The organism is Rhodoluna sp., from assembly GCF_024639375.1.
In the GTDB taxonomy this organism is placed as follows: domain Bacteria; phylum Actinomycetota; class Actinomycetes; order Actinomycetales; family Microbacteriaceae; genus Rhodoluna.
Genome location: NZ_JAHEIM010000010.1, coordinates 36,860 through 58,330, shown reverse-complemented (window position 1 = coordinate 58,330; position 21,471 = coordinate 36,860). Strand labels below are relative to the sequence as shown.

The window sequence follows — 21,471 nt, the reverse complement described above, 5'->3', positions numbered from 1 at the left end:
CCAAAAGGAAAATAAATAAATTGAGCACAAAGCCAAAGGTTCATCACTACGAATACGACGTTGTAATCGTGGGTGCGGGTGGTGCAGGAATGCGCGCAGCAATCGAAGCTGGGCCACATGCCAAAACCGCAGTTATCTCTAAGCTCTTTCCAACTCGCTCACACACCGGAGCCGCTCAAGGCGGAATGGCTGCTGCGCTAGCAAACGTTGAAGAAGACTCTTGGGAATGGCACACTTTCGACACCGTCAAGGGTGGCGACTACCTAGTTGACCAAGATGCTGCTGAGATTCTTGCCAAGGAATCTGTGCAGGCAGTTATTGACCTAGAGAACATGGGTCTTCCCTTCAACCGCACGCCAGACGGCAAGATCGACCAGCGTCGTTTTGGTGGCCACACCCGCGATCATGGCAAGGCTCCGGTTCGCCGTTCTTGCTATGCAGCCGACCGCACAGGTCACATGATTCTTCAGACTCTGTACCAGAACTGCGTAAAGCTCGGCATCGAGTTCTACAACGAGTTCTATGTGCTTGACCTTGTCATGAGCACAGTGGATGGCGTCGAGCGCCCATCCGCAGTGGTTGCTTATGAACTTGCAACCGGTGAACTACACGTGTTCCAGGGCAAGTCAATTATTTTTGCAACCGGTGGTTTCGGAAAGATTTTCAAGACCACTTCAAACGCACACACTCTTACCGGTGACGGCGTTGGCATCATCTGGCGCAAGGGTCTTCCGCTAGAAGACATGGAGTTCTACCAGTTCCATCCAACCGGCCTTGCTGGTTTGGGCATCTTGCTTTCAGAAGCCGCTCGCGGTGAAGGCGGCATTTTGCGCAACGCATCTGGTGAGCGTTTCATGGAGCGCTACGCACCAACCATTAAAGACTTGGCGCCTCGCGACATGGTTGCGCGTGCAATGGCTAACGAAGTGCGCGAAGGTCGCGGCGCTGGCCCACACAAGGACTACGTGCTGCTTGACCTGACTCACTTGCCGCCTGAGGTAATTGACGAGAAGCTTCCAGACATCACCGAGTTTGCTCGCACCTACCTTGGCGTTGAGCCATATACCGAGCCAGTGCCAGTGTTCCCCACCGCGCACTATGCAATGGGCGGAATTCCAACCAACGTTCAGGCAGAAGTTTTGCGCGACAACAAGACAGTTGTTCCAGGCCTTTATGCTGCTGGTGAATGTGCTTGTGTTTCAGTGCACGGTGCAAACCGTTTGGGCACCAACTCGCTGCTTGACATCAACGTGTTTGGCAAGCGTGCCGGAATCGCAGCGGTTGAATATGCCAAGACTGCAAAGTTTGTTCCGGTTCCTAAGAACGCTGCCGAAGAAGTTATCTCAATGATCGAGAAGGTTCGCAACTCGAAGGGCACCGAAAAGGTTGCCGTGCTTCGCAAAGAACTTCAAGACACTATGGATAAGAACGCGCAGGTTTACCGCACTGAAGAGTCGTTGAACGAGGCGCTTGAAAAGATTGCCGAACTTCGCGGTCGCTACGAAAACATTTCGGTGCAAGACAAGGGTCAGCGCTTCAACACTGACTTGCTTGAGGCAATCGAACTTGGTTTCTTGCTTGACCTTGCTGAAGTTCTAGCCTTCACATCACGTGAACGTCGCGAAAGCCGCGGTGGTCACTTTAGAGAAGACTTCGACACTCGCAACGATGAGAAGTTCATGGTTCACTCAATGGCCTACCTAACCGACAAAGCGGTTAAGAAGCCAGGAGACAACATCAAGATCGACTGGAAGCCAGTCACAGTGACTAACTACCAACCAATGGAGCGTAAGTACTAATGTCTACTGCAGTTGCTACTCAAACCGAGTTCGAAGCTCTTGGTGCGGTTCCTTCATTTCAGGTAACCCTATTTGTTCGTCGCTACAACCCAGAAGATGGCCAAGAAGCTCGCTGGCAAGACTTCGATGTTCAGGTTCACGGCACCGACCGCGTGCTTGACGCGCTTCACAAGATCAAATGGGAAACCGACGGTTCACTGACCTTCCGTCGTTCATGTGCTCACGGTGTTTGTGGTTCGGATGCAATGCGCATCAACGGTCGCAACCGTTTGGCTTGCAAGACTTTGATCAAAGACCTAGACATCACCCAGCCAATTTATGTTGAGCCAATCAAGGGTCTTGAAGTTGAAAAAGACCTAGTGGTTGACATGAACCCGTTCTACCAGGCCTACCGCGACATCAAGCCTTTCTTGATTGCAAGCGATAACCCTGAAAAAGAGCGACTACAGAGCGCGGTTCAACACTCAAAGTTTGAAGACACCACCAAGTGCATCTTGTGTGCCGCTTGCACAACTTCTTGCCCAGTGTTCTGGACCGACGGTCAGTACTTTGGACCGGCCGCAATTGTGAACGCACACCGCTTCATCTTTGATTCACGCGACGAAGCTGCAGAAGTTCGTCTTGACATCTTGAACGACAAAGAAGGCGTGTGGCGTTGCCGCACCACCTTCAACTGCACCGACGCTTGCCCTCGTGGAATTGAAGTCACCAAGGCAATCGCTGAAGTGAAGCAAGCAATTCTTCGCGGCAAGCCTTAGGGTTTTCGCGTTGAAGATTGCCACCGTTAACGTAAACGGAGTACGTGCCGCATTTAAAAAAGGCATGGCCGATTGGGTTAATGAATCTGGCGCCGACATCATCGCTTTGCAAGAAGTTCGTGCCGAAACTAAAGACCTAATTGACCTATTTGCCGAAACCGGCGAATGGCACATTGTGCACGATGCCGCGACGGCTAAGGGGCGCGCAGGAGTTGCCGTAATAAGCAAGCTCAAGCCAATCGCAACGCGCACCACACTTGGGCCCGATGAATTCGATTCTGCGGGTCGTTGGCTCGAAGTAGATTTCAAAATTGGCAGCAAGGTTCTCACCGTAATCAGCACTTATGTGCACAGCGGTGAAGTTGACACTCCTAAACAAGTAGAGAAATACAAATTTCTCGAAGCAATGCAGGCCCGCATGGCCGAGCTGATTGCATCCGGAGGTTTTGCCGTTGTGGTTGGTGACCTAAACGTTGGCCACACCGAGCTCGACATTAAAAACTGGAAGGGCAACCTGAAGAACGCAGGTTTCTTGCCAGAAGAGCGCGCTTATTTTGACACTTTCATGAACGCCCAGGGATGGGTCGATGTTGGTCGTGCGGCTCACCCAGATGTGGCAGGGCCTTATACCTGGTGGTCTTACCGCGGTCAGGCGTTCGACACCGACGCTGGTTGGCGCATCGATTACCACTTGGCTACACCTAAGTTGGCGAAGGTTGCCAGCAACTACACCGTTGTGCGTGCACCTTCTTATGACACACGCTGGACTGATCACAGCCCAGTAGTGGTTGACTACAAACTCTAGCCAGGCCGCTAAACGTTGTTGGCTCTTCTAAACTTGAGCACATGACAAAACCAAATGTGCTCAGCGGCATGCAACCATCGGCCGGCTCTCTTCATCTAGGCAACTACCTGGGCGCATTGATCAACTGGGTCGAAATGCAAGACGACTACAACGCTTTTTATTGCGTGGTCGATTTGCACGCCATCACCGTGGCGCAAGACCCTGCCGAACTCCGTCGCAACACTCGCGTAACCGCTGCCCAATATCTTGCAGCAGGCATCGACGAAAACAAGTCAGCGCTATTCGTTCAGTCACACGTGCCTGCACACGCACAGCTTGCTTGGGTGCTTATGACAATGACCGGCTTTGGTGAAGCTGGCCGCATGACTCAATTCAAAGACAAAACCCAGAAGGGCGGCACCGACGTTGCCTCGGTGGGTCTCTTCACATACCCAGTATTGATGGCCGCCGACATTTTGTTGTACCAGGCAAATAAAGTTCCGGTTGGTGAAGACCAACGTCAGCACTTGGAACTAACTCGTGACCTCGCCACGCGTTTCAACTCACGCTTCGGCGAAACCTTTGCAATTCCAGAAGGCGTGATCTTTAAAGAGACCGCAAAGATTTTTGACCTGCAAAACCCAACCGCCAAGATGTCAAAGTCTGGCGACCCTAAGGGCTTGGTCAACATCATGGATGATTCCTCAGTGATTCTGAAAAAGATTAAGAGTGCAGTGACCGACACCGACGCCGAGATTCGCTTTGACCGCGAAACCAAACCTGGTGTTTCAAACCTGCTGGGCATTCACAGCGCGATTAGCGGCCAGAGCATTGAATCTCTTGAAGACCACTTTGCCGGCAAGGGCTACGGTGATCTGAAGAGTGAAGTTGCCGAAGTGGTGCTGAGCCGCATTGAACCAATTCGCGACCGCGCCAACGAGCTGCTCACCGATGAAGCCGAACTTGACCGCTTGTTAGCCCAGGGCGCCCAGAAGGCAAATGAACTTGCGGAAAAGACTTTGGGAATGGTTTATGACCGAATTGGGTTTATTCCTTCAGGGCGATAGCCTTAACTTGCAACAAACGTTCATCGGGGTCAGTGAAAATCTGAGCCGGCGGTTATAGCCCGCGACCCGGTCACTTCGGTGGCCGGTTGAATCTGTGAAATTCAGGTGCCGACGGTTAAAGTCCGGATGGTAGATGGAACGGTTTGAGACGTGCCTTTTTTGGCGACGGCTCAACTCGCCTGCCCCCTTGCGCGTTGAAAAACGAAAGCTGGGCAGATGCAAACCATCAAGCGCTATGAAGACGCAATGCGTCGCGCGCTGTTGCTGGCACTCAACGGTCCCGCCTATGGCGTGAACCCACAGGTTGGTGCTGTGATTCTTGATGCCGACGGAGCAATTGTTGCCGAAGGCTGGCACCGCGGCGCCGGCACCGCACACGCCGAAGTAGACGCCTTGAACAAACTTGCCGAATCCGGCATTGACCCGCGCGGTCTCACCGCAGTGGTCACCCTTGAGCCTTGCAACCACACTGGCCGCACCGGCCCTTGCGCTCAAGCGCTAATCGAGGCCGGCATCGCAAAAGTGATTTATGGCTCAAGCGACCCGGGTGCAAAATCTTCGGGTGGAGCCAAGACACTATCCGAGGCTGGTGTCGAAGTTCTTGGTGGCGTGCTTGCTGCAGAGTGCAACGACCAAGGCCGTGTGTGGCTCACAGCAACCAAACAGGTCCGACCTTTTGTCACAGTTAAGTGGGCAAGCACTTTGGATGGTCGCAGTGCGGCCGAAGACGGAACCAGCAAGTGGATTAGTGGACCCGAGGCCCGCGCGGATACCCACCTTCGTCGTTCACAGATCGATGCAATTTTGGTTGGCACTCGTACCGTGATTATTGACGACCCTGAACTAACCGCTCGCAAACCTGATGGCACACTTTATGACCACCAACCATTGCGCGTGGTGCTAGGCGAAACCGAACTCGATGCTGGTTCGCGAGTGTTCAACGATGCCGCGGAATCAATTCACTTGCGCACTCGCTCAATTCACGGCGCACTTGCCGAACTTTTTGAGCGCGGAGTTCGCCACGTGTTGGTTGAAGGCGGGCCAAAAACTGCGAGTGCATTTATCAAACTTGGTTTGGTCAACGAGTACCTCACCTACATGGCGCCAATGCTGCTCGGCGGAAAAAAGACATCGGTGACAAATATCGATGTTGAAACCATGAAAGACGCACACCACTTAGTTTTCAAAGAAGTTCGCCAACTTGGCAACGACATTTTCATTCGATCAGTGCCTAAGGAGCTCTAATGTTTACTGGAATTATTGAGGAACTTGGTTCGGTGAAAGCCATCGAGCAGTTGCCCGATGCAATTCGCCTAACAATCTCTGGCCCACTGGTTGTCTCTGATGCCAACCGTGGCGACTCGATTTCGGTTAGCGGCGCGTGCCTCACAGTGGTTGAAAAAGATGCCGATTCATTCACCGCGGATGTGATGCAAGAAACTTTGAAGCTAACTAGCCTTGATGGTGTCAAAGTTGGCGACCCGGTAAACCTTGAACGCGCGATGACCGCGGCAACTCGCTTTGGCGGCCACGTTGTTTTGGGTCACGTTGATGGCGTTGGTGAAGTTATTTCGCGTCAGCCAAGCGAAAACTGGGAATGGGTGCGAGTACAGGTTCCTGCAGAGCTAATGAAGTATGTAGTGCTCAAAGGCTCAATCACCATCGATGGAATTTCATTGACCGTGAATGAACTAGGCGACAACTGGGTCGGCTTGAGCTTGATTCCAGAAACCCTAAAAGTCACAACACTGGGCACCAAGAAGCCTGGCGACAAAGTGAACCTCGAAGCAGACGTAATGGCCAAGCACATTGAACGACTTATCGAAATGAGAAACAACTAATGGCACTTTCAACCATTGAAGAGGCTCTAGACGCACTACGCGCTGGCAAACCAGTGCTGGTTGCCGACGATGAGAACCGCGAGAATGAGGGCGACGCCATCATGGCCGCCCAGTTTGCCACCGAAGAGTGGATTGCCTGGATGGTAAAGCACACCTCGGGTTACCTATGTGCCCCGATGACCGAGCACCTGGCAAACCGCCTCGAGTTGCCGTTGATGACCACCACCAACCAAGATTTGCTACGCACCCAGTACACAATTTCTGTGGATGCCGCCGAGGGTGTAACCACCGGTATTAGCGCGGCCGACCGCGCAAAGACCTTGCGAATTTTGGCTGACGCCAACAGCACCCGCGATTCAGTTGTGCGGCCAGGACACATCTTGCCTTTGCGTGCCCACCAAGATGGCTTGCTTTCACGTCGCGGTCACACCGAGGCAACCGTTGACCTTTTGAAGCTTGCTGGCCTTCACCCAGTTGGCGTGATTGGCGAAATGATTTCGGCCGATGGCAGCATGATGCGTTTGCCAGAGCTAATCGAAGTTGGCGCAAGAGAAAACCTGCCGGTGATCACCATCGAGCAGATTGTTGCATCGCGCCTCGACTCAATCGAATTTGCCACCGAAAAGGTTGATGACCGAATTCGTTTTGAAGCTGAAGCCAAACTGCCAAGCACTCACGGTGACTTGCGCATGCGTGGCTACTACGACACCCGCACCACCGCCGATCACGTAGCCATCATTGCTGGCAACCCAACCGGAGACGACGTTTTGGTTCGCATGCACAGCGAGTGCATCACAGGTGAAGCATTCGGATCTTTGAAGTGTGAGTGTGGCCCTCAGCTAGATTTTGCGCTCGACCAAATTGCGAAGGACCCAAAAGGTGGCGTAGTGATTTATCTGCGCGGTCAAGAAGGTCGCGGCATCGGCTTGCTAAACAAGCTAAAGGCTTATGCGTTGCAAGACCAGGGCTACGACACCGTGGATGCCAACCTTGCGCTTGGTTTGCCAAGCGAGAACCGCGAGTATGGCGCAGCTGTTTCGATTCTGAAAGACCTTGGCGTCACCAGCGTTCGACTAATGACCAACAACCCAGCCAAGAGCGCCTACCTCAATGAGGCTGGCGTAAAGGTTAACTCTTATGTGCCAGTCATCGTTGGTGAAGCTGCACAAAATCGTCAATATCTAGAAACCAAACGTGCTCGCATGGGGCACCTAATTCCGGAGGTAACCGAATGAGCGGCGCGGGAGCACCAAAACTAAACATCGATGCAAGCGATTTGCAGGTGGCCATTGTGGTCACCAGTTGGCACACCGAAATCACCGACGGATTGTTGGCTGGTGCCGAGCGCGCTCTGAAAGCCGCTGGCAATGAGACTTACGAAATCTGGCGTATCCCGGGTGCATTTGAATTGCCACTTGGCGCACAAAAGGCAATTGCTGCTGGTGCCGACGCAGTGATTGCACTCGGTGTGGTTATTCAGGGCGATACCCCTCACTTTGAATATGTTTGCAACGCTGCCACCGATGGCCTAACCCGCGTGCAACTAGACACCGGTGTGCCAATTGGTTTTGGCTTGCTAACCGTAGACAACGCCAAGCAGGCACTTGATCGCGCCGGCCTGCCAAAGTCAAAAGAAGACAAGGGTGCCGAGGCAGTTGAAGCCGCAATTGCGATGGCTAGACTGAATTCATGAGCCTTTTTCTAGATATCACACTTGTATTGCACCTGCTAGCTTTCGCCGTAATTCTTGGTGGCGTGCTTGGCGAAACTAAGAACTTCAAGAATGGTGCCAAGGTAAACCCTGGCATTCTGCACGGATCATGGTTGGCCTTGCTAACCGGCCTCATCTTGACCGGTTTGGTTTATGCCATTGGTGAAGAGACTGTGAACAACCTTGCATTGTCAATCAAGGGTCTTGTTCTAACCGCAATCTTCTTCTTGGGTTACACCTACCAGAAGCGCGAAACAACTCCTAAGTGGGTTGTGCCAACCATCGGATTGCTAACCGTTGTGAACGTAGCCGTTGCAGTATTGGGCCCAATCGTTCAGGGCTAAAACTTAAATACAATATCCCGCCATGCGTTTTGCAGGGCGGGATTTTTTTATCTCATAAAGAGCGCGGTGAGCCTTCTGGTGGTGAAGACCAAACCAATCGAAATCATCACCACAAAATAAATCACGTGCGACAGCAACCCAAGGCCAATTTGACCTAGGCACAGCGCACGAATCATTTCAACGGCTTGCCAAAGTGGAAAAGCTTGAATGATCGATTGCAACCACTCGGGATAAACGCTGAGCGGATAAAAGGTGCCCGAGAACAGAAACATCGGCAGCATAAAAATGTTTAGCCAGTTCATCTGCTGAAAAGATTTGAAATAAGAAGTCACGGCCATGCCAAAAGATGAGAAGCCAAACGCTACCAACAGCGATGCCGGAATCGCCAAGATTCCCCACCAACTTGGCACGAGACCCATGGGTGTGATGACCGCCATGAATCCAATTGCGTAAGCAAGGCCACGCAATAATCCCCAGCTAATTTCACCAAGGGCAACATCTAGCGGACCCATCGAGGTCGAAAGCACGGTGTTGTAAAACTTTTGGAAGTGCATCTTGAAAAAGACGTTCCAAGTTGAGTCGTAGATTGCGCCGTTCATGGCGCTGGTAGCCAATAGTGCAGGTGCAATAAATGCTGCATAACTCACCGGATGGCCGCTTCCGTCGGTGACTCCCCCGATTAGGTTGCCCAGACCAAGGCCGAATGCCAAGAGATAAAAGACTGGCTCAACGAAGCCAGAGAAAACAGTTAGCCAGGTTGATGATCGCACTGCCAAAAGGTTGCGTTCAAGCAGTGCACTGGAGCGGCCAACATAAAGGTTGCTGCCCAGTTTGCCACTGCGGCGTTCGGCAATCGCGATTGCCGAATCATAGGTTGCACCAATCAGACTCATGAATCCAACCGCTTCGCAAAGATTCGACCCGCGATCAAGCTGCCGCCAACAAACATGCTCAACAAGTAGCCAATGTGAATCGCGAACAACCAAGGCTCAATAGGCAAGCCATAGCTGAGCACGCGGCCAAGGTTAGTGGCGTGCCATACCGGCGAGATCCAGCCGATTGGCTGCAGATAAATTGGCAAACTAGCGATTGGAAAATAGGTGCCCGAAAAAAGCATCATCGGGGCAATCACGAAGCGGCCAACAATCGCAAAGAAGCCATCGTCATCAACAACTTTGGATGCGGTGGCCAACATGGCTGCACCAAACGCACCGGCAGCCAACATGGCGGATACAAACAGTGGCAGCACCGAGGCCCAAGTAATGGCACTAAAAAGAATCAGCACGATTTCATAGAGCAGCGTGGTTAGCGCCGCGCGAATAAGCGAGGCAATCAGCACACCAATGACAATCGAGTTTGGGGTTAGGTGTGTGGCGTTCATGGCAAAGAAGTTCTTCTCCCACAAAAAGCCCTGCAGGGTTGGAAACGAAGTTTCATCCATAGCCGCTTGAATAGCCGCACCTGCTAGCAGCGCAGGAGCGAGAAAGGCAAGATAACCAACGCCATCAATGGCCTTGCCGCCAGCATTAGCATCAACCAATGAACCCACGCCAAGACCAATGGCAAACAGGAACAGAATTGGGTTTCCCAAGCCAAATGAAATCAGCGAGACCAACCACTTGCTCATGTTGCGTAAGCGCTGTTCGGCAACATACCAAGGGCCCCAAAAAATAGCTTTCTTGATGTCGACGATTTGGGCAGCGCCCTGCCAAGTCATTTTGGTTGAGTTCATTAGTCGACTAGTTGTCTTCCGGTGAGACGCAGGAAAACATCTTCAAGCGAACTGCGGCGAACCAAAGAGGTGACCGGCTCGAAGCCCAGCTTCACAATTTGTTTCAGCACTTTTTCGCCATCTTCGGTGTAAATCAAAATTCGATCGGGCAACACCTCTACGCGATCGCCCAAACCAGAAATATTTTGCGCCGCCTCGGCGTTTTTGGTTGAACCAAAGCGCACTTCAAGCACCTCTTTGCTCGAATACTGCTTGATCAATTCAGCCGGGCTACCCTCGGCCATGATTCGGCCTTTGTCCATCACGATTAGTCGATCACAAAGTTGCTCAGCTTCATCCATGTAGTGAGTGGTAATCACCAACGTGACCCCCTGCTCTTTTAGGCGAAACAGGCGATCCCAAAGCACGTGGCGTGCCTGGGGGTCTAGTCCCGTGGTTGGCTCATCGAGCAAAAGAATCTCGGGCTCGCTAACCAAAGCTCGGGCAATGGTTAGTCGACGTTTCATGCCGCCACTAAGCGAATCGGTTTTCGCATCACGCTTTTCTTCAAGCTGGGCAAATGCCAACAGCTCGTCAACCTTCTTCTTCAAGAAGGCACGCGACAAACCAAAGTAGCGACCATAGATAAATAGGTTTTCCCAAACCTTTAGTTCACGGTCGAGGTTGTCTGACTGCGGAACCACGCCAAGGTGAGCACGAATCTCAGGGCCCTTTTGATTTGGGTCCTTGCCAAGAATGTGCAGATCACCGGCGGTGCGTTGCGAGGTGGCCGAAATCATTCGCATGGTGGTTGATTTGCCGGCCCCGTTAGGGCCAAGCAGGCCAAATGCTTCGCCTTTTTTTACTTCGAAGTTAATGCCGTCTACGGCAACGAATTCTTCAAATTTTTTGGTAAGGCCAACAGCCTTAATCATCGCTTCTGCCATTGCTACGCAGCCACTGTGCGTGACTCAAGCAAACTACGCAACGCCTTAACGTGGCCAAAAGCCTGCACGTTGTAAAGCGCGATGTCGATTTTGCCATCCTGGTCAATAACAAATGTGCTTCGTGAACGGCCACCGGTGATCATCGAAATTGGGCTCGACCAGCGAGTAATGCCGAACGCTCGGTGCACGGTTTTTTCTGGGTCTAGCAAAAGGGTGTACTGAAGATTGCGCTTTTCTGCCCAGTGCTTCACCTTCAGGGTGTTGTCGCTCGAGATGCCAATTACTTTATAGCCCATAGCGCCAAAGATGTGCTCGTTATCGCGAAAATCGCAGGCCTCGAGGGTGCAACCTGGAGTCTCGGCCGATGGGTAGAAGAACAAAACTAACTTTTGACCTCGGAAACCTGAAAGTTGAACTCGGTTGCTGTCTTTGTCGTAGAGCACGAAATCGGGCGCAGCATCGCCAGGTACAAGTCTTGGGTCCATGGTTATATCCAACCCTAAAAACTGCCAAATAGTCCCTGTTAGCCTTATTTCATGCCCAAGACCAGCTCGCCAGCGCCAGCCCGCGCCAAAAAGCTAGGCAATAAGAGGGTCACTGGCAAAGAGCAGTATTACACCCCGGTTAGCTTGGCCAAATCGCTGGTTGCCGAAGTTCAAAAAATTGTGCCAGACCTTGCCCAGCACCAAATTTTGGAGCCAGCCGGCGGCACCGGAAGCTTTATTGAGGCGGCCAAATCACTAGGTGCCAACAAGTTTTTGGCATTCGACATTGAACCTAAGCACAAACAGGTTAAGGCCGGCGATTTTCTCGAGGCCGACCTGCGTGCCAAAAATGCCGTGACCATTTCAAACCCGCCCTTTGGTCGCAACAACTCGCTTTCAATTCCCTTTTTCAATAAGGCGGCGCACCACAGTGACTTCATTTGCTTCATCGTTCCGCGCTCCTGGCGCAAGTGGTCAGTCATTAATCGACTCGACCGAAACTTTCACCTGGTGGCCGATCACGATATTGAAATCGACTACGAAGATGAACTTGGCCAAAAGATATCCAAGCGCTCTAGCTTGGCCACCTGTTTTCAAATTTGGCAGCGACGCGATGAATTGCGACCAAAATACTCGGTGATAGATCAGGGGCTTATTACAAAGACCGACCCAGAATCGGCCGATGTGGCGCTTACTATTTTTGGCTTCGGATGTGGCAAAGTGCACACCGAGTTTGAGCGCCAAGCAAACACCACCCGCATGTTTTTGAAGCTCAACCATCCGAAGGCTTTAAAGGCTTTGCAGACCGTGAACTTTGCCAAGTTTTCAAAAAACACCGCTTACACCGAAGCGCTTTCGCTGCAAGAAATCAATTACTTACTCAATGAGCAAATCCTTGGGAATGCCCACCTAGAAGAGCAGGTTTAAAAACCAATGAGCATGTTTGGCGCACGTCGCGGCCCACGAGGCAATAGCAACACAACCAATGGTCGATACACCGGGCCAAAGGCAAAATTCAGTCAGCTGTTGCCATACCTGAGCCAACACAAGAAGGCCCTCTGGATTGCGGTTGCGCTTTCTGTTTTTGGAGCCGGTGTAAGCCTGGCCCAACCGCTGTTGGTGGGCCAAGTAATCACCTCGGTGCAAAAAGGTGAAAACCTAACTGGCACTGCTGTGCTGCTTGTGGGCTTGATCATTGTTGCCGGAGTTGCCAGCGGCTTTCAGTACTACGTTTTGACTAAGACCGGCGAGGGTGTTGTGCTCGGTGCTCGTCGTCACCTTGCAGCTCGACTATTGCGCCTGCCAATTGCTGAGTATGACCTTCGCCGCACCGGCGACTTGGTTTCGCGCGTTGGCAGCGACACCACCTTGCTTCGTGCAGTACTCACCCAGGGCTTGATTGATGCCGTTGGTGGCGCTCTCATCTTTGTTGGCTCCATCGTGGTGATGGCAGTTCTTGACCCAGTGCTGCTGATTGCAACCCTGTTGGTAATTTTGGTTGCCGTCTCGGCAATTGTTTTCACCGCTCGTCAGATTCGCCACGCCACCACAAAGGCCCAAGAACGAGTTGGTGCAATGGCGGCAGCGGTTGAACGTGCCCTTTCAGCCATTCGCACCATTCGTGCGGCGCGAGCCGAGCAACGCGAAGCCGAAGCCATTAGCGAGCAAGCTCGCTTGGCCTACGACCAGGGCGTCAAGATTGCCCGCATCTCATCGAGCATTGCTCCAATTGCAGGCATCGCCATGAATGGCGCATTCATTGTGGTTCTTGGTGTTGGTGGTTTTCGAGTTGCCTCAGGAGCCACCACAGTAGCCAACCTGGTGACCTTCGTTTTGTTGTTGTTTCTGATGGTTCGACCTTTGGGCCAAGCTTTTGGTGCCTACAGCTCAGTGCAAAGTGCTTTGGGCGCTCTTGCCCGCATCACTGAGGTTCTCGAGATTCCTACTGAGAGCGAAGCCACCGAAAAAGTTATCTCAAGCGGTCGCCACGCAGTCAACGACACCGCCATCAAATTTGAAAATGTTGTTTTCAAATATGCGGCACCTGTTTCAGAAGAGAACCCTGAACCGAGTGAACCGGCTACCGTGCTTGATAACGTGTCATTCGAAATTAAGCGCGGCACTCGTGTTGCAATTGTTGGCCCATCGGGCGCCGGCAAGTCAACCATCCTAAGTTTGATTGAGCGTTTCTATGAACCAAACTCTGGTTTCATCTTTCTCGATGGTCAGCCAGTGCATGCAATTAGTCGCGATGAGCTGCGTTCACAAATTGGTTATGTCGAACAAGATGCACCAGTGTTGGCCGGCTCAATTCGAGAGAACCTGTTGATTGGTTCACCAGATGCAACCGATGAAGCTCTAATTGATGTGCTCGAAAAAGTTAACCTCACCGAGGTTTTGCAACGCGACCCTCAGGGTCTAGGCGCGCCAGTTGGCGAAAGCGGAATCATGTTGAGCGGTGGTGAGCGTCAGCGTTTGGCGATTGCACGAACATTACTTTCTGCACCACCAATTTTGTTGCTCGATGAGTCAACATCATCGCTCGATGGTTTGAATGAACAGCGCATGCGCGAAGCAATCGACGCAGTTGCCGTGAATCGCACCTTGATTGTAATTGCGCACCGACTATCAACCGTTGTCGACAGTGACCAAATCATTGTGATTGATCACGGCAAGGTTGTCGGCTCTGGCACGCACAGTGAATTAGTTAAGACCACTCCGCTTTATAAAGAGTTAGCAAAGCACCAGTTGCTAGTCTAAAAATTAAATTGCGCGATTAGCGAGAAGCTGCGTCAAGAACGTTTCGAAGCAACATTGCTCGGGTCATTGGGCCAACGCCACCTGGGTTTGGCGACAAGAAGCCGGCCACCTGGGCCACATCTGGGTGAACATCGCCAACCAAAGTTGCCTTGCCTTCGGCATCAGTCACACGAGTGATGCCAACGTCTAGCACGGCGGCACCAGGCTTGATCCACTCCGGTTGCACAAAGTGAGCAACACCAAGGGCGGCAACCACGATGTCGGCGCGCTTGACGGCGTGCTCAATGTCGCGAGAACCCGAGTGCAAAAGCGTGACTGTTGAGTCAATGCCCTTGCGAGACATCAGCAAACCAAGCGGGCGACCAACTGTAACACCACGGCCAATCACTGCAACCTCGGCACCGTGCATTGGCACGTCATAGCGAGCCAACAGCTCCACAATTCCGGCTGGGGTGCAAGGCAAAGGTGAGGTCAGATCGCCTGATACGCCAAGCACCAAGCGGCCCAGGTTGGTTGGGTGCAAGCCATCCGCGTCTTTATTTGGGTCAATCAGCTCAAGCATGGCGTTGGTGTCGATGCCAAACGGCAACGGCAACTGAATGATGTAGCCGGTTACTTCTTTGTCTTCATTCAGGTCGCGAATTGCCGAACGAATGTCGTCAACACTTGAATCGGCGGGCATGTCGACGCGAATCGAGTGAATGCCAACTTCGGCACAGTCACGGTGTTTGCCCGAAACGTATGAGTGCGAACCCGGGTCGTCACCAACCAACAAAGTGCCAAGGCCTGGTGTGATGCCTTTTTGCTTTAGGTGAATTACCTGTTCGGCAATTTCAGCCTTGATCGCTTTTGCGGTGGCAAGGCCGTCTAGTCGAACGGCAGTCATATTTTTACCCGAGTTTCGTTATTACCAAGATTCCAAACCGCTGTATAGCGGGAAGGCTTCGGTAAGTGCACGTGTGCGAGCGCGCAGGGCCGCGATGTCTGGGTTTGGCACCAAAACGCCTGCAATGATCTCCGCAACTTCGGTGAACTGCTCTGCGCCAAAACCGCGAGTCGCTAGCGCCGGGGTGCCGATGCGAACACCAGAGGTAACCATTGGTGGTCGCGGGTCGTTTGGCACCGAGTTGCGGTTAACTGTGATGCCAACTTCGTGCAGCAAGTCTTCTGCAGTTTGGCCATCGATTGGTGCGTTGCGCAGGTCAACCAAAACTAGGTGCACCTGAGTGCCACCGGTTAGAACCTTAACTCCGTTTGAAGTGACGTCATCCTTCATCAGACGCTCGGCGATGATTGCAGCACCTTCGATGGTGCGCTTCTGACGGTCTTTGAATTCATCCGAGGCAGCAGCCTTAAATGCAACAGCCTTCGCTGCAACAACGTGCATCAACGGGCCACCCTGCTGACCAGGGAACACTGCTGAGTCGATCTTCTTGGCAAACTCAGCCTTGCAAAGAATCAAACCTGAACGTGGGCCAGCAAGAGTCTTGTGCACGGTGGTTGAAACGACATCGGCATAAGGAACCGGTGACGGGTGCAAACCAGCCGCAACCAAACCTGCAAAGTGAGCCATGTCAACCCAGAGCTTTGCGCCAACCTCGTCGGCAATTTTGCGGAACTCGGCGAAGTCAAGGTGACGTGAGTAAGCAGACCAACCGGCGATGATTACCGCAGGCTTTACCTCGTGCGCACGAGCACGAACGATGTCCATGTCGATTAGGTGAGTTTCGGCGTTTAGTTCGTAAGCGTGACCTTCGTACATCTTGCCCGAGAAGTTCAAACGCATGCCGTGAGTCAAGTGGCCACCGTGGGCCAATTCAAGACCAAGAATGCGATCGCCAGGGTTAGCCAAAGCCATCAAAACTGCGGCGTTAGCCGATGCACCAGAGTGGGGCTGAACGTTTGCGTGGTCGGCACCAAAAAGGGCCTTTGCGCGGTCGCGAGCTAGGTTCTCGGCAACGTCCACAGCTTCGCAACCACCGTAGTAGCGCTTGCCCGGGTAGCCCTCGGCATATTTGTTGGTGAGCACTGAGCCCTGAGCCTCAAGCACGCCGCGAGACACAAAGTTCTCACTGGCGATCATCTCTAGGGTGTGGCGCTGGCGGTCAAGCTCAGCAGCCAAAACCGCGGCAATTTCAGGATCGGTCTCGCTCAGAGGCAAGTTGAAGGTTGAATGCTGCTGTGACATGAGTAAACCCCTAAAAATGGCGGTAAGAATGCCTAATTCTAACATTTACAGACCCCGGATTAGCCCAGTGCGTGCTGGCCACCTATTTGTTGCCACCCTCTGCCACTGGCGTGAAATGCTCGGTAAACTGAACCTGCTCAACTGGGGGAACTAAAAAATGTTTGATTTGCCTACACCTGTGCTTATTGGTGGCTCAATGATTGCCGTTGGGCTATTGATGGGCCTATGGATTCTCGTATCTGTCATCACGCACAAGGCACGCAATCAGAGCCCTCTGGACTAAACCGCTCACCTAAACTTGAGCCTATGACTTCTACAGTTAACACCCACTGGGTGCTCACCCTCGTGTGTGAAGATAAGCCGGGCATTGTGCACGCAATCTCTGGGGCAATCGTTGCTGCAAACGGAAACATCACTGAGTCATCACAGTTTGCCTCTGAGGACACCGGCCGCTTCTTCATGCGACTGCAAATCGAATCAGCGGTTCCGCGCGAACACTTCGAAAAGCAGATCATTCCAGTGGCCGATCGATACAACATGACTTGGCAGCTAGACACAGTTGGTCGCCACATGAAGACTTTGGTCTTAGTTTCAAAAAGCGCTCACTGCCTAAACGACATTTTGTTCCGCCAGCGCGGTGGCCAGCTGCCTGTCGAAATTCCTGCAGTGTTTGGTAACCACAAAGATCTTGCATCAATGGCCGAGTTTTATGGCGTGCCATTTGAATCACACGAAATTACCGCGGATGCCGACAAGCGTTCGTTCGAGGCAATGCTCCGCGCCTACATCAAGAGCGCAGATATTGAACTTATTGTTCTTGCTCGCTACATGCAGGTTTTGTCAGAAGAATTCTGCAAGGAGTTTGAGGGACGAATCATCAACATTCACCACTCATTCTTGCCAGGCTTTAAGGGTGCCAACCCATATGCGCAGGCACACGCCCGCGGCGTAAAACTGATTGGCGCCACCGCACACTTTGTAACTGCCGACCTGGATGAGGGCCCAATCATCGAACAGAACGTTGTTCGTGTTGAGCACTCTGACTCAAAGAAACGTTTGGTTTCAATTGGTCAAGATGTTGAGTCAAAGACCCTCACCCAGGCAGTTCGATGGTTTGCCGAACGTCGCGTATTGCTCGACGGCGACCGCACCATCATCTTTAGCTAAATCAGCTAGGCATACTTTTTCTCTAACCGGCGTTGACGCAGGTTCTTGCTACCGCGGAATATTCCAACCCCGGCAAGCGCAACCGCCAACGCCATCACCGCACTGGTCGCCCACATTTGCCAATCTACGTTTTCACTTATTTCAAACGGCTTGGCCTCAGTTGGGTTATTCAGCATAATTTCCTCTGCCGGCAACTCGATGTTCTCGGGCTGAATTGGGTTCACATTCAATTCATCGGTGGCCATCTCGGTGGGCGTGATTGACTGCACTTCAATTGCCTCGGTTGGCACAGTGACAATAGCCTTCGGCGTTGACCTGGCAACTGCTTTGGTGCCGGCACTCTTGGTGGTGCGGGTTGCCTTCGGAGCCGTTGGCCGCACTACCGGCGTGAGCACGGTTGGTGCCTGCTCAATCACGACTGCCTGAGTTGGCTCAGGGGTTGGTTGAGGCAACGGATCAACAGTTGCCACTGGGTCAGGCGTTTTATTAACCACCGGGGTCGAGCTATCTGGCGAAGTTGGTGGGTTTGAATTCACCGGAGGACTAACCACAATCGGTGCCACACTCTGGGTGGGAGTAGGCGTTGGCGTTGGTGTCGGGGTTGGTGTGGCAGTCACCGTAGGCGTTGGTGTTGGAGTTGGGGTAGCCGCAACCGTGACTGTGCCAGAAAGGGTCGCTGCTAGCGGCCCCTGGTTGCCAAGCGAATCAACATAAGCATTTGCTGCGATGCTCACCTGAACCGGACCAAGTGCACAACCGGTAGTGGACACGGTGAAGGCTTTGCCTGCCGTAGTTTCGGTAAGGCTCAAGCTGCAACCTGCGGCCGTAGTCGAGAAATCAGAGAGCGTGACTCCGGTAACCGTTTCGGCAAAACTCAAATTGAAACTCGGTGAAACATAACTTGTTGCTGCAACGGTGGCAAACACCGGAACCGGTGCGGCGCGTTTGACGGCAACCGCCGCGGCAACAGTTGCAGCAGCTGGGCCAACATTCGTAGCCGCATCCACCACCGAGTTAGTGGCGAGTGTGAGCACTACCGATGCGCCATCGGCACATCCGGAGACTGCAACTGAGTAACTTGTGCCTGACCCAGTGGGCTCTGCAATCACACAACCGGTTGGAACAACCGAAAGATCTGATGCAGCAAAACCGGTCACGGTCTCATTGAACAAAATTGTGTAATTAAAAGTTGCGGCATTTGTTGGAGTAGTCGGTGGTGTAATCACCACGGTGGGTGCCGCGCGATCGATGGTCACTGCAGTTGCCGAAGCCAAAGCCGCTGGGCCAACAATTGCGCCAGTCACCGAGTTTGCACTCAACTTCAGGTTCAATGTGCCGGGCGTGCAACCCGACACCGTCACTGTGTACATTGTCAAACTTCCTGTCACCGCAATTGTGGAACAAGTTGCCGTTGAACCGGTCGTCGCAAAATCTGTGTTTGCTAAACCAGTGACTGTTTCGTTAAAGACCAACGAGTAGGTAATTAGGTCTGTATTAGTTAGCGTCACATTGGGCGCAAAAGTTGTCACGCTCGGTGGAACCAAATAACTAATGATTGCCAAACCGGCGCCGGCTCGATAGGCAGCTGTGTTTGTTGAACTCAAGAGCGCAGTGATGTTCACCCAAGATGATCCACCACCGCCACCACCGGCGTTTGTGCAACAGCTATCGATGTCGGCACCGCCGCCACCGCCACCGTAATAACCGCCACCGCCACCGCCTCCTCCGGAAGTGGTGCTCGAACCACCGATGCCGCCTAGGCCAAGTTCACCCGCAGTTCCCCAGCTTCCACCGTTTGGAAACCCTCCGCTACCACCGGCGGTTGCAGTCGCACCCGAACCGCCTTGGCCTTGACCGCTGGTACCAGCCGAACCGTAGGTGCCACCGGCTCCACCACCGCCGCCACCTGAGAAACCTCCAGAGCCACCGCCGCCGCCCGCTGTGGCAATGCGATCAGCAAGCAAAGTGCCGGTGCGAACATCCGTGGCGCCACCGCCCGAGCCTTCATCGCCTCGACCACTACCCGCAGTGCCACCGCCGTTAAAACCACCGGCTGCGCCTGAGCCCTGATTGCCAGCGCCACCAACATAGATATAAAGCGAGGTTGGCACGGTTGCAAAGGTGCCGGTCACGCGACCACCTAGGCCGCCCGCTCGACCACCTTGTGCGCCGAGCAAATCAATCGAAACATTTTGGGCACCCGCGGGAGGTGACCATCGATAGTAGTCGCCGGTGTATGGAAATGTGACCGAACAACTGGTACCCACGCACACCGGTGCTGGATTTGTGCTCACTGCTCGAACCGATTGAGCGATCAATCCCCCGAACAGCACAGCAAGAACGCAGGCCGCTGCAGAAAATGCGCGCCACTTGGTTTTTTGAATTCTGTGCATGCGAACAAAATAAAACTCCGGATACTTTCACCACCTGAGTTATCCACAAATTTGCAATTAGGCTGATTTGCATGAAGCCAATCAAAGCCATCGCAATTGCTATCGCTGCGCTCATCTCTTTTAGCGCCTGCGCTCCGGTGGGCCCAAAAGTTGTAGCAGAAGATTCAGTTGGTGTGCAGATGTTCATGTGGAACTGGAACTCGGTAGCTGCAGAGTGCACCGATTTCCTAGGACCAGCGGGCTACGACTGGGTGTTGGTTTCACCACCCGAGGAACATATTTTGGGCGACCAATGGTGGACCCACTATCAACCAACCAGCTACAAGCTTGATTCAAACCTGGGCACCCGCGAAGAGTTTGCCAACATGGTTAGTACATGCAAAACAGCGGGCGTGGCAATCATCGCCGATGCAGTGATCAACCACATGGCTGCCAGTGATGTGAACGGTTGGGCAGGCACCGAGCACACCAAATACGACTATCCGGGGCTTTATGGCGAAACAGATTTTCACCACTGCGATTCTGCTTCGGGTGGCATTGAGGACTGGAACAGCGTGGACCAGGTTCAGCAGTGTGAATTGCTTGGACTCTCTGATCTAGACACCAGCAAGCAAAGCGTGCGCGACAAAATTATTGGGTATCTAAAAGATTTGCGCTCACTTGGCGTGGCTGGTTTTCGCGTTGACGCAGCAAAACACATTGCCGCTGCCGAGTTGAAAAAAATTGTTGACGCAATGCCCAGCGACACCTCGTGGATTTTTGAGGTAATCGGCACCACGCCAGACCCAGCCGACTACAAGGCTATGGGAAACACCTTTAGCTTCAACTGGATGAGCCAATCGACCCAAATGTTCAATTCGTTTGGCTCGCTCAATGGCGCTGCCGACCCAACCGCGTTGACTTTGTTTGAAGACAGCGCAAACTTGGTGACCATGGTGAGCAATCACGACACCGAGCGAAATGGTGAAGCTTTGAATTATCGCGATGCGCCGGCTTTTGCCTTGGCCAATGCGTTCATGCTTTCGGTACCATACGGCGTTCCAATGGTTTATTCCGGCTATGCATTCAGCGAAAACGATGCCTCACCAAACCTAGGCGCCGACAATAAGGTGCTTGATGCCAGCTGTTCAAAATTTGCTAGCCCTGTGGATGCCGTGACTGACGGATTGTTTGTGTGCCAACACCGTTGGAACGAAATTGCAGGCATGGTTGCTTGGCGCCACGCGGTTGGAAACACAGCTGTGTTGAAGCAGTTTGATGACGGCAACGTTTATGCGTTTAGCCGCGGCGAACTTGGTTTTATTGCCTTCAACAACGGTGACAAGAAATATGAAGGTTCAGTCAAAACAACTTTGCAACCGGGTGTTTATTGCGACTTGATCAGCGGCGGTTTTAAATCAGCTAACGGCAAATGCAAGGGTGATGCAATCACCGTGGATGCCGATCAGAACGCAATCGTAAACGTTGCCTCAAAATCAGTGGTTGCAATTAGCGCTGCTGCGCAGGTGCGCTAACT

At 52.8% G+C, this 21,471-nt stretch carries 20 protein-coding genes and 1 riboswitch; of the genes, 13 read left to right on the top strand and 7 right to left on the bottom strand.

All coding sequences use genetic code 11. The annotated features are described in order from the left end of the window. Window positions 1–11 precede the first annotated feature (11 nt). From sdhA to Q0L28_RS04510, 9 genes are all read left to right on the top strand, one after another. Entirely contained in the window at window positions 12–1,799 is a 1,788-nt protein-coding gene (gene sdhA / locus Q0L28_RS04550) for a succinate dehydrogenase flavoprotein subunit (protein ID WP_296632232.1), read from the top strand. Beyond that, complete coding sequence (locus Q0L28_RS04545; RefSeq protein WP_296632223.1) at window positions 1,799–2,557, top strand: succinate dehydrogenase iron-sulfur subunit; 759 nt, start codon at window positions 1,799–1,801, stop codon at window positions 2,555–2,557. Before sdhA ends, Q0L28_RS04545 begins: the two co-directional genes overlap by 1 nt. A gap of 10 nt (window positions 2,558–2,567) precedes the next feature. Beyond that, window positions 2,568–3,362: an exodeoxyribonuclease III gene (locus tag Q0L28_RS04540; protein ID WP_296632222.1), complete on the top strand. Its 795-nt coding sequence runs from the start codon at window positions 2,568–2,570 to the stop codon at window positions 3,360–3,362. A 41-nt stretch (window positions 3,363–3,403) separates the two neighbouring features. Further along, window positions 3,404–4,408: a tryptophan--tRNA ligase gene (gene trpS / locus Q0L28_RS04535; RefSeq protein ID WP_296632219.1), complete on the top strand. Its 1,005-nt coding sequence runs from the start codon at window positions 3,404–3,406 to the stop codon at window positions 4,406–4,408. Window positions 4,409–4,423: 15 nt separating this feature from the next. Continuing rightward, a riboswitch (FMN riboswitch) is annotated at window positions 4,424–4,551 on the top strand. Window positions 4,552–4,624: 73 nt separating this feature from the next. Further along, window positions 4,625–5,653, top strand: a complete 1,029-nt coding sequence (gene ribD / locus Q0L28_RS04530) for a bifunctional diaminohydroxyphosphoribosylaminopyrimidine deaminase/5-amino-6-(5-phosphoribosylamino)uracil reductase RibD (protein WP_296632218.1) — start codon at window positions 4,625–4,627, stop codon at window positions 5,651–5,653. Next, window positions 5,653–6,249, top strand: coding sequence for a riboflavin synthase (locus Q0L28_RS04525; RefSeq protein WP_296632217.1), 597 nt, complete (start codon window positions 5,653–5,655; stop codon window positions 6,247–6,249). The genes ribD and Q0L28_RS04525 overlap by 1 nt, the downstream gene beginning before the upstream one ends. Beyond that, window positions 6,249–7,484, top strand: coding sequence for a GTP cyclohydrolase II (ribA, locus tag Q0L28_RS04520; protein ID WP_296632215.1), 1,236 nt, complete (start codon window positions 6,249–6,251; stop codon window positions 7,482–7,484). Before Q0L28_RS04525 ends, ribA begins: the two co-directional genes overlap by 1 nt. Continuing rightward, on the top strand, window positions 7,481–7,942 hold the full coding sequence (gene ribH / locus Q0L28_RS04515) for a 6,7-dimethyl-8-ribityllumazine synthase (protein ID WP_296632213.1): 462 nt from the start codon (window positions 7,481–7,483) through the stop codon (window positions 7,940–7,942). Before ribA ends, ribH begins: the two co-directional genes overlap by 4 nt. Next, complete coding sequence (locus tag Q0L28_RS04510) at window positions 7,939–8,304, top strand: hypothetical protein (protein ID WP_296632211.1); 366 nt, start codon at window positions 7,939–7,941, stop codon at window positions 8,302–8,304. Before ribH ends, Q0L28_RS04510 begins: the two co-directional genes overlap by 4 nt. A gap of 47 nt (window positions 8,305–8,351) precedes the next feature. On the opposite strand, the gene Q0L28_RS04505 is transcribed toward Q0L28_RS04510, so the two are convergent. From Q0L28_RS04505 to Q0L28_RS04490, 4 genes are read right to left on the bottom strand one after another with little or no spacing between them, the layout of a single operon-like run. After that, window positions 8,352–9,197 (bottom strand): ABC transporter permease, encoded by an 846-nt coding sequence (locus Q0L28_RS04505; protein ID WP_296632209.1) that lies wholly within the window; start codon window positions 9,195–9,197, stop codon window positions 8,352–8,354. Beyond that, complete coding sequence (locus Q0L28_RS04500; protein WP_296632206.1) at window positions 9,194–10,036, bottom strand: ABC transporter permease; 843 nt, start codon at window positions 10,034–10,036, stop codon at window positions 9,194–9,196. The genes Q0L28_RS04505 and Q0L28_RS04500 overlap by 4 nt, the downstream gene beginning before the upstream one ends. Next, window positions 10,036–10,962: an ABC transporter ATP-binding protein gene (locus Q0L28_RS04495; protein ID WP_296632204.1), complete on the bottom strand. Its 927-nt coding sequence runs from the start codon at window positions 10,960–10,962 to the stop codon at window positions 10,036–10,038. Before Q0L28_RS04495 ends, Q0L28_RS04500 begins: the two co-directional genes overlap by 1 nt. A gap of 2 nt (window positions 10,963–10,964) precedes the next feature. Then, entirely contained in the window at window positions 10,965–11,447 is a 483-nt protein-coding gene (locus Q0L28_RS04490; protein WP_296632201.1) for a peroxiredoxin, read from the bottom strand. 51 nt (window positions 11,448–11,498) lie between these two features. Between Q0L28_RS04490 and Q0L28_RS04485 the strand changes: the two genes are divergently transcribed. Beyond that, window positions 11,499–12,374: a hypothetical protein gene (locus tag Q0L28_RS04485; protein ID WP_296632199.1), complete on the top strand. Its 876-nt coding sequence runs from the start codon at window positions 11,499–11,501 to the stop codon at window positions 12,372–12,374. A gap of 12 nt (window positions 12,375–12,386) precedes the next feature. Next, window positions 12,387–14,207: an ABC transporter ATP-binding protein gene (locus tag Q0L28_RS04480; protein ID WP_296632228.1), complete on the top strand. Its 1,821-nt coding sequence runs from the start codon at window positions 12,387–12,389 to the stop codon at window positions 14,205–14,207. A 16-nt stretch (window positions 14,208–14,223) separates the two neighbouring features. Here the strand turns inward: Q0L28_RS04480 and Q0L28_RS04475 are convergent, their stop codons facing one another. Both Q0L28_RS04475 and glyA read right to left on the bottom strand, forming a co-directional pair. Next, window positions 14,224–15,093 carry a bifunctional methylenetetrahydrofolate dehydrogenase/methenyltetrahydrofolate cyclohydrolase gene (locus Q0L28_RS04475; protein ID WP_296632197.1) on the bottom strand — a complete coding sequence of 290 codons (870 nt, stop codon included), beginning with the start codon at window positions 15,091–15,093 and terminating at the stop codon, window positions 14,224–14,226. Window positions 15,094–15,114: 21 nt separating this feature from the next. Further along, window positions 15,115–16,395 carry a serine hydroxymethyltransferase gene (gene glyA / locus Q0L28_RS04470; RefSeq protein ID WP_296632194.1) on the bottom strand — a complete coding sequence of 427 codons (1,281 nt, stop codon included), beginning with the start codon at window positions 16,393–16,395 and terminating at the stop codon, window positions 15,115–15,117. A 306-nt stretch (window positions 16,396–16,701) separates the two neighbouring features. Between glyA and purU the strand changes: the two genes are divergently transcribed. Continuing rightward, window positions 16,702–17,562 carry a formyltetrahydrofolate deformylase gene (gene purU, locus Q0L28_RS04465; RefSeq protein WP_296632191.1) on the top strand — a complete coding sequence of 287 codons (861 nt, stop codon included), beginning with the start codon at window positions 16,702–16,704 and terminating at the stop codon, window positions 17,560–17,562. Window positions 17,563–17,567: 5 nt separating this feature from the next. On the opposite strand, the gene Q0L28_RS04460 is transcribed toward purU, so the two are convergent. Continuing rightward, on the bottom strand, window positions 17,568–19,955 hold the full coding sequence (locus Q0L28_RS04460; protein ID WP_296632188.1) for a glycine-rich protein: 2,388 nt from the start codon (window positions 19,953–19,955) through the stop codon (window positions 17,568–17,570). 71 nt (window positions 19,956–20,026) lie between these two features. Here Q0L28_RS04460 and Q0L28_RS04455 point away from each other — a divergent pair, with 71 nt between their 5' ends. Next, complete coding sequence (locus Q0L28_RS04455; protein WP_296632185.1) at window positions 20,027–21,469, top strand: alpha-amylase family glycosyl hydrolase; 1,443 nt, start codon at window positions 20,027–20,029, stop codon at window positions 21,467–21,469. Window positions 21,470–21,471 lie beyond the last annotated feature (2 nt).

What these genes read in the sequence shown, in the direction of transcription:
- ribD (WP_296632218.1), top strand. Translation starts at nt 4,625, where the DNA reads ATGCAAACCATCAAGCGCTATGAAGACGCAATGCGTCGCGCGCTGTTG.
- Q0L28_RS04485 (WP_296632199.1), top strand. Translation starts at nt 11,499, where the DNA reads ATGCCCAAGACCAGCTCGCCAGCGCCAGCCCGCGCCAAAAAGCTAGGC.
- Q0L28_RS04500 (WP_296632206.1), bottom strand. Translation starts at nt 10,036, where the DNA reads ATGAACTCAACCAAAATGACTTGGCAGGGCGCTGCCCAAATCGTCGAC.
- Q0L28_RS04545 (WP_296632223.1), top strand. Translation starts at nt 1,799, where the DNA reads ATGTCTACTGCAGTTGCTACTCAAACCGAGTTCGAAGCTCTTGGTGCG.
- Q0L28_RS04490 (WP_296632201.1), bottom strand. Translation starts at nt 11,447, where the DNA reads ATGGACCCAAGACTTGTACCTGGCGATGCTGCGCCCGATTTCGTGCTC.
- Q0L28_RS04495 (WP_296632204.1), bottom strand. Translation starts at nt 10,962, where the DNA reads ATGGCAGAAGCGATGATTAAGGCTGTTGGCCTTACCAAAAAATTTGAA.
- Q0L28_RS04475 (WP_296632197.1), bottom strand. Translation starts at nt 15,093, where the DNA reads ATGACTGCCGTTCGACTAGACGGCCTTGCCACCGCAAAAGCGATCAAG.
- glyA (WP_296632194.1), bottom strand. Translation starts at nt 16,395, where the DNA reads ATGTCACAGCAGCATTCAACCTTCAACTTGCCTCTGAGCGAGACCGAT.
- Q0L28_RS04480 (WP_296632228.1), top strand. Translation starts at nt 12,387, where the DNA reads ATGTTTGGCGCACGTCGCGGCCCACGAGGCAATAGCAACACAACCAAT.
- Q0L28_RS04460 (WP_296632188.1), bottom strand. Translation starts at nt 19,955, where the DNA reads ATGCACAGAATTCAAAAAACCAAGTGGCGCGCATTTTCTGCAGCGGCC.
- purU (WP_296632191.1), top strand. Translation starts at nt 16,702, where the DNA reads ATGACTTCTACAGTTAACACCCACTGGGTGCTCACCCTCGTGTGTGAA.
- Q0L28_RS04525 (WP_296632217.1), top strand. Translation starts at nt 5,653, where the DNA reads ATGTTTACTGGAATTATTGAGGAACTTGGTTCGGTGAAAGCCATCGAG.
- ribH (WP_296632213.1), top strand. Translation starts at nt 7,481, where the DNA reads ATGAGCGGCGCGGGAGCACCAAAACTAAACATCGATGCAAGCGATTTG.
- ribA (WP_296632215.1), top strand. Translation starts at nt 6,249, where the DNA reads ATGGCACTTTCAACCATTGAAGAGGCTCTAGACGCACTACGCGCTGGC.
- trpS (WP_296632219.1), top strand. Translation starts at nt 3,404, where the DNA reads ATGACAAAACCAAATGTGCTCAGCGGCATGCAACCATCGGCCGGCTCT.
- Q0L28_RS04455 (WP_296632185.1), top strand. Translation starts at nt 20,027, where the DNA reads ATGAAGCCAATCAAAGCCATCGCAATTGCTATCGCTGCGCTCATCTCT.
- Q0L28_RS04510 (WP_296632211.1), top strand. Translation starts at nt 7,939, where the DNA reads ATGAGCCTTTTTCTAGATATCACACTTGTATTGCACCTGCTAGCTTTC.
- Q0L28_RS04505 (WP_296632209.1), bottom strand. Translation starts at nt 9,197, where the DNA reads ATGAGTCTGATTGGTGCAACCTATGATTCGGCAATCGCGATTGCCGAA.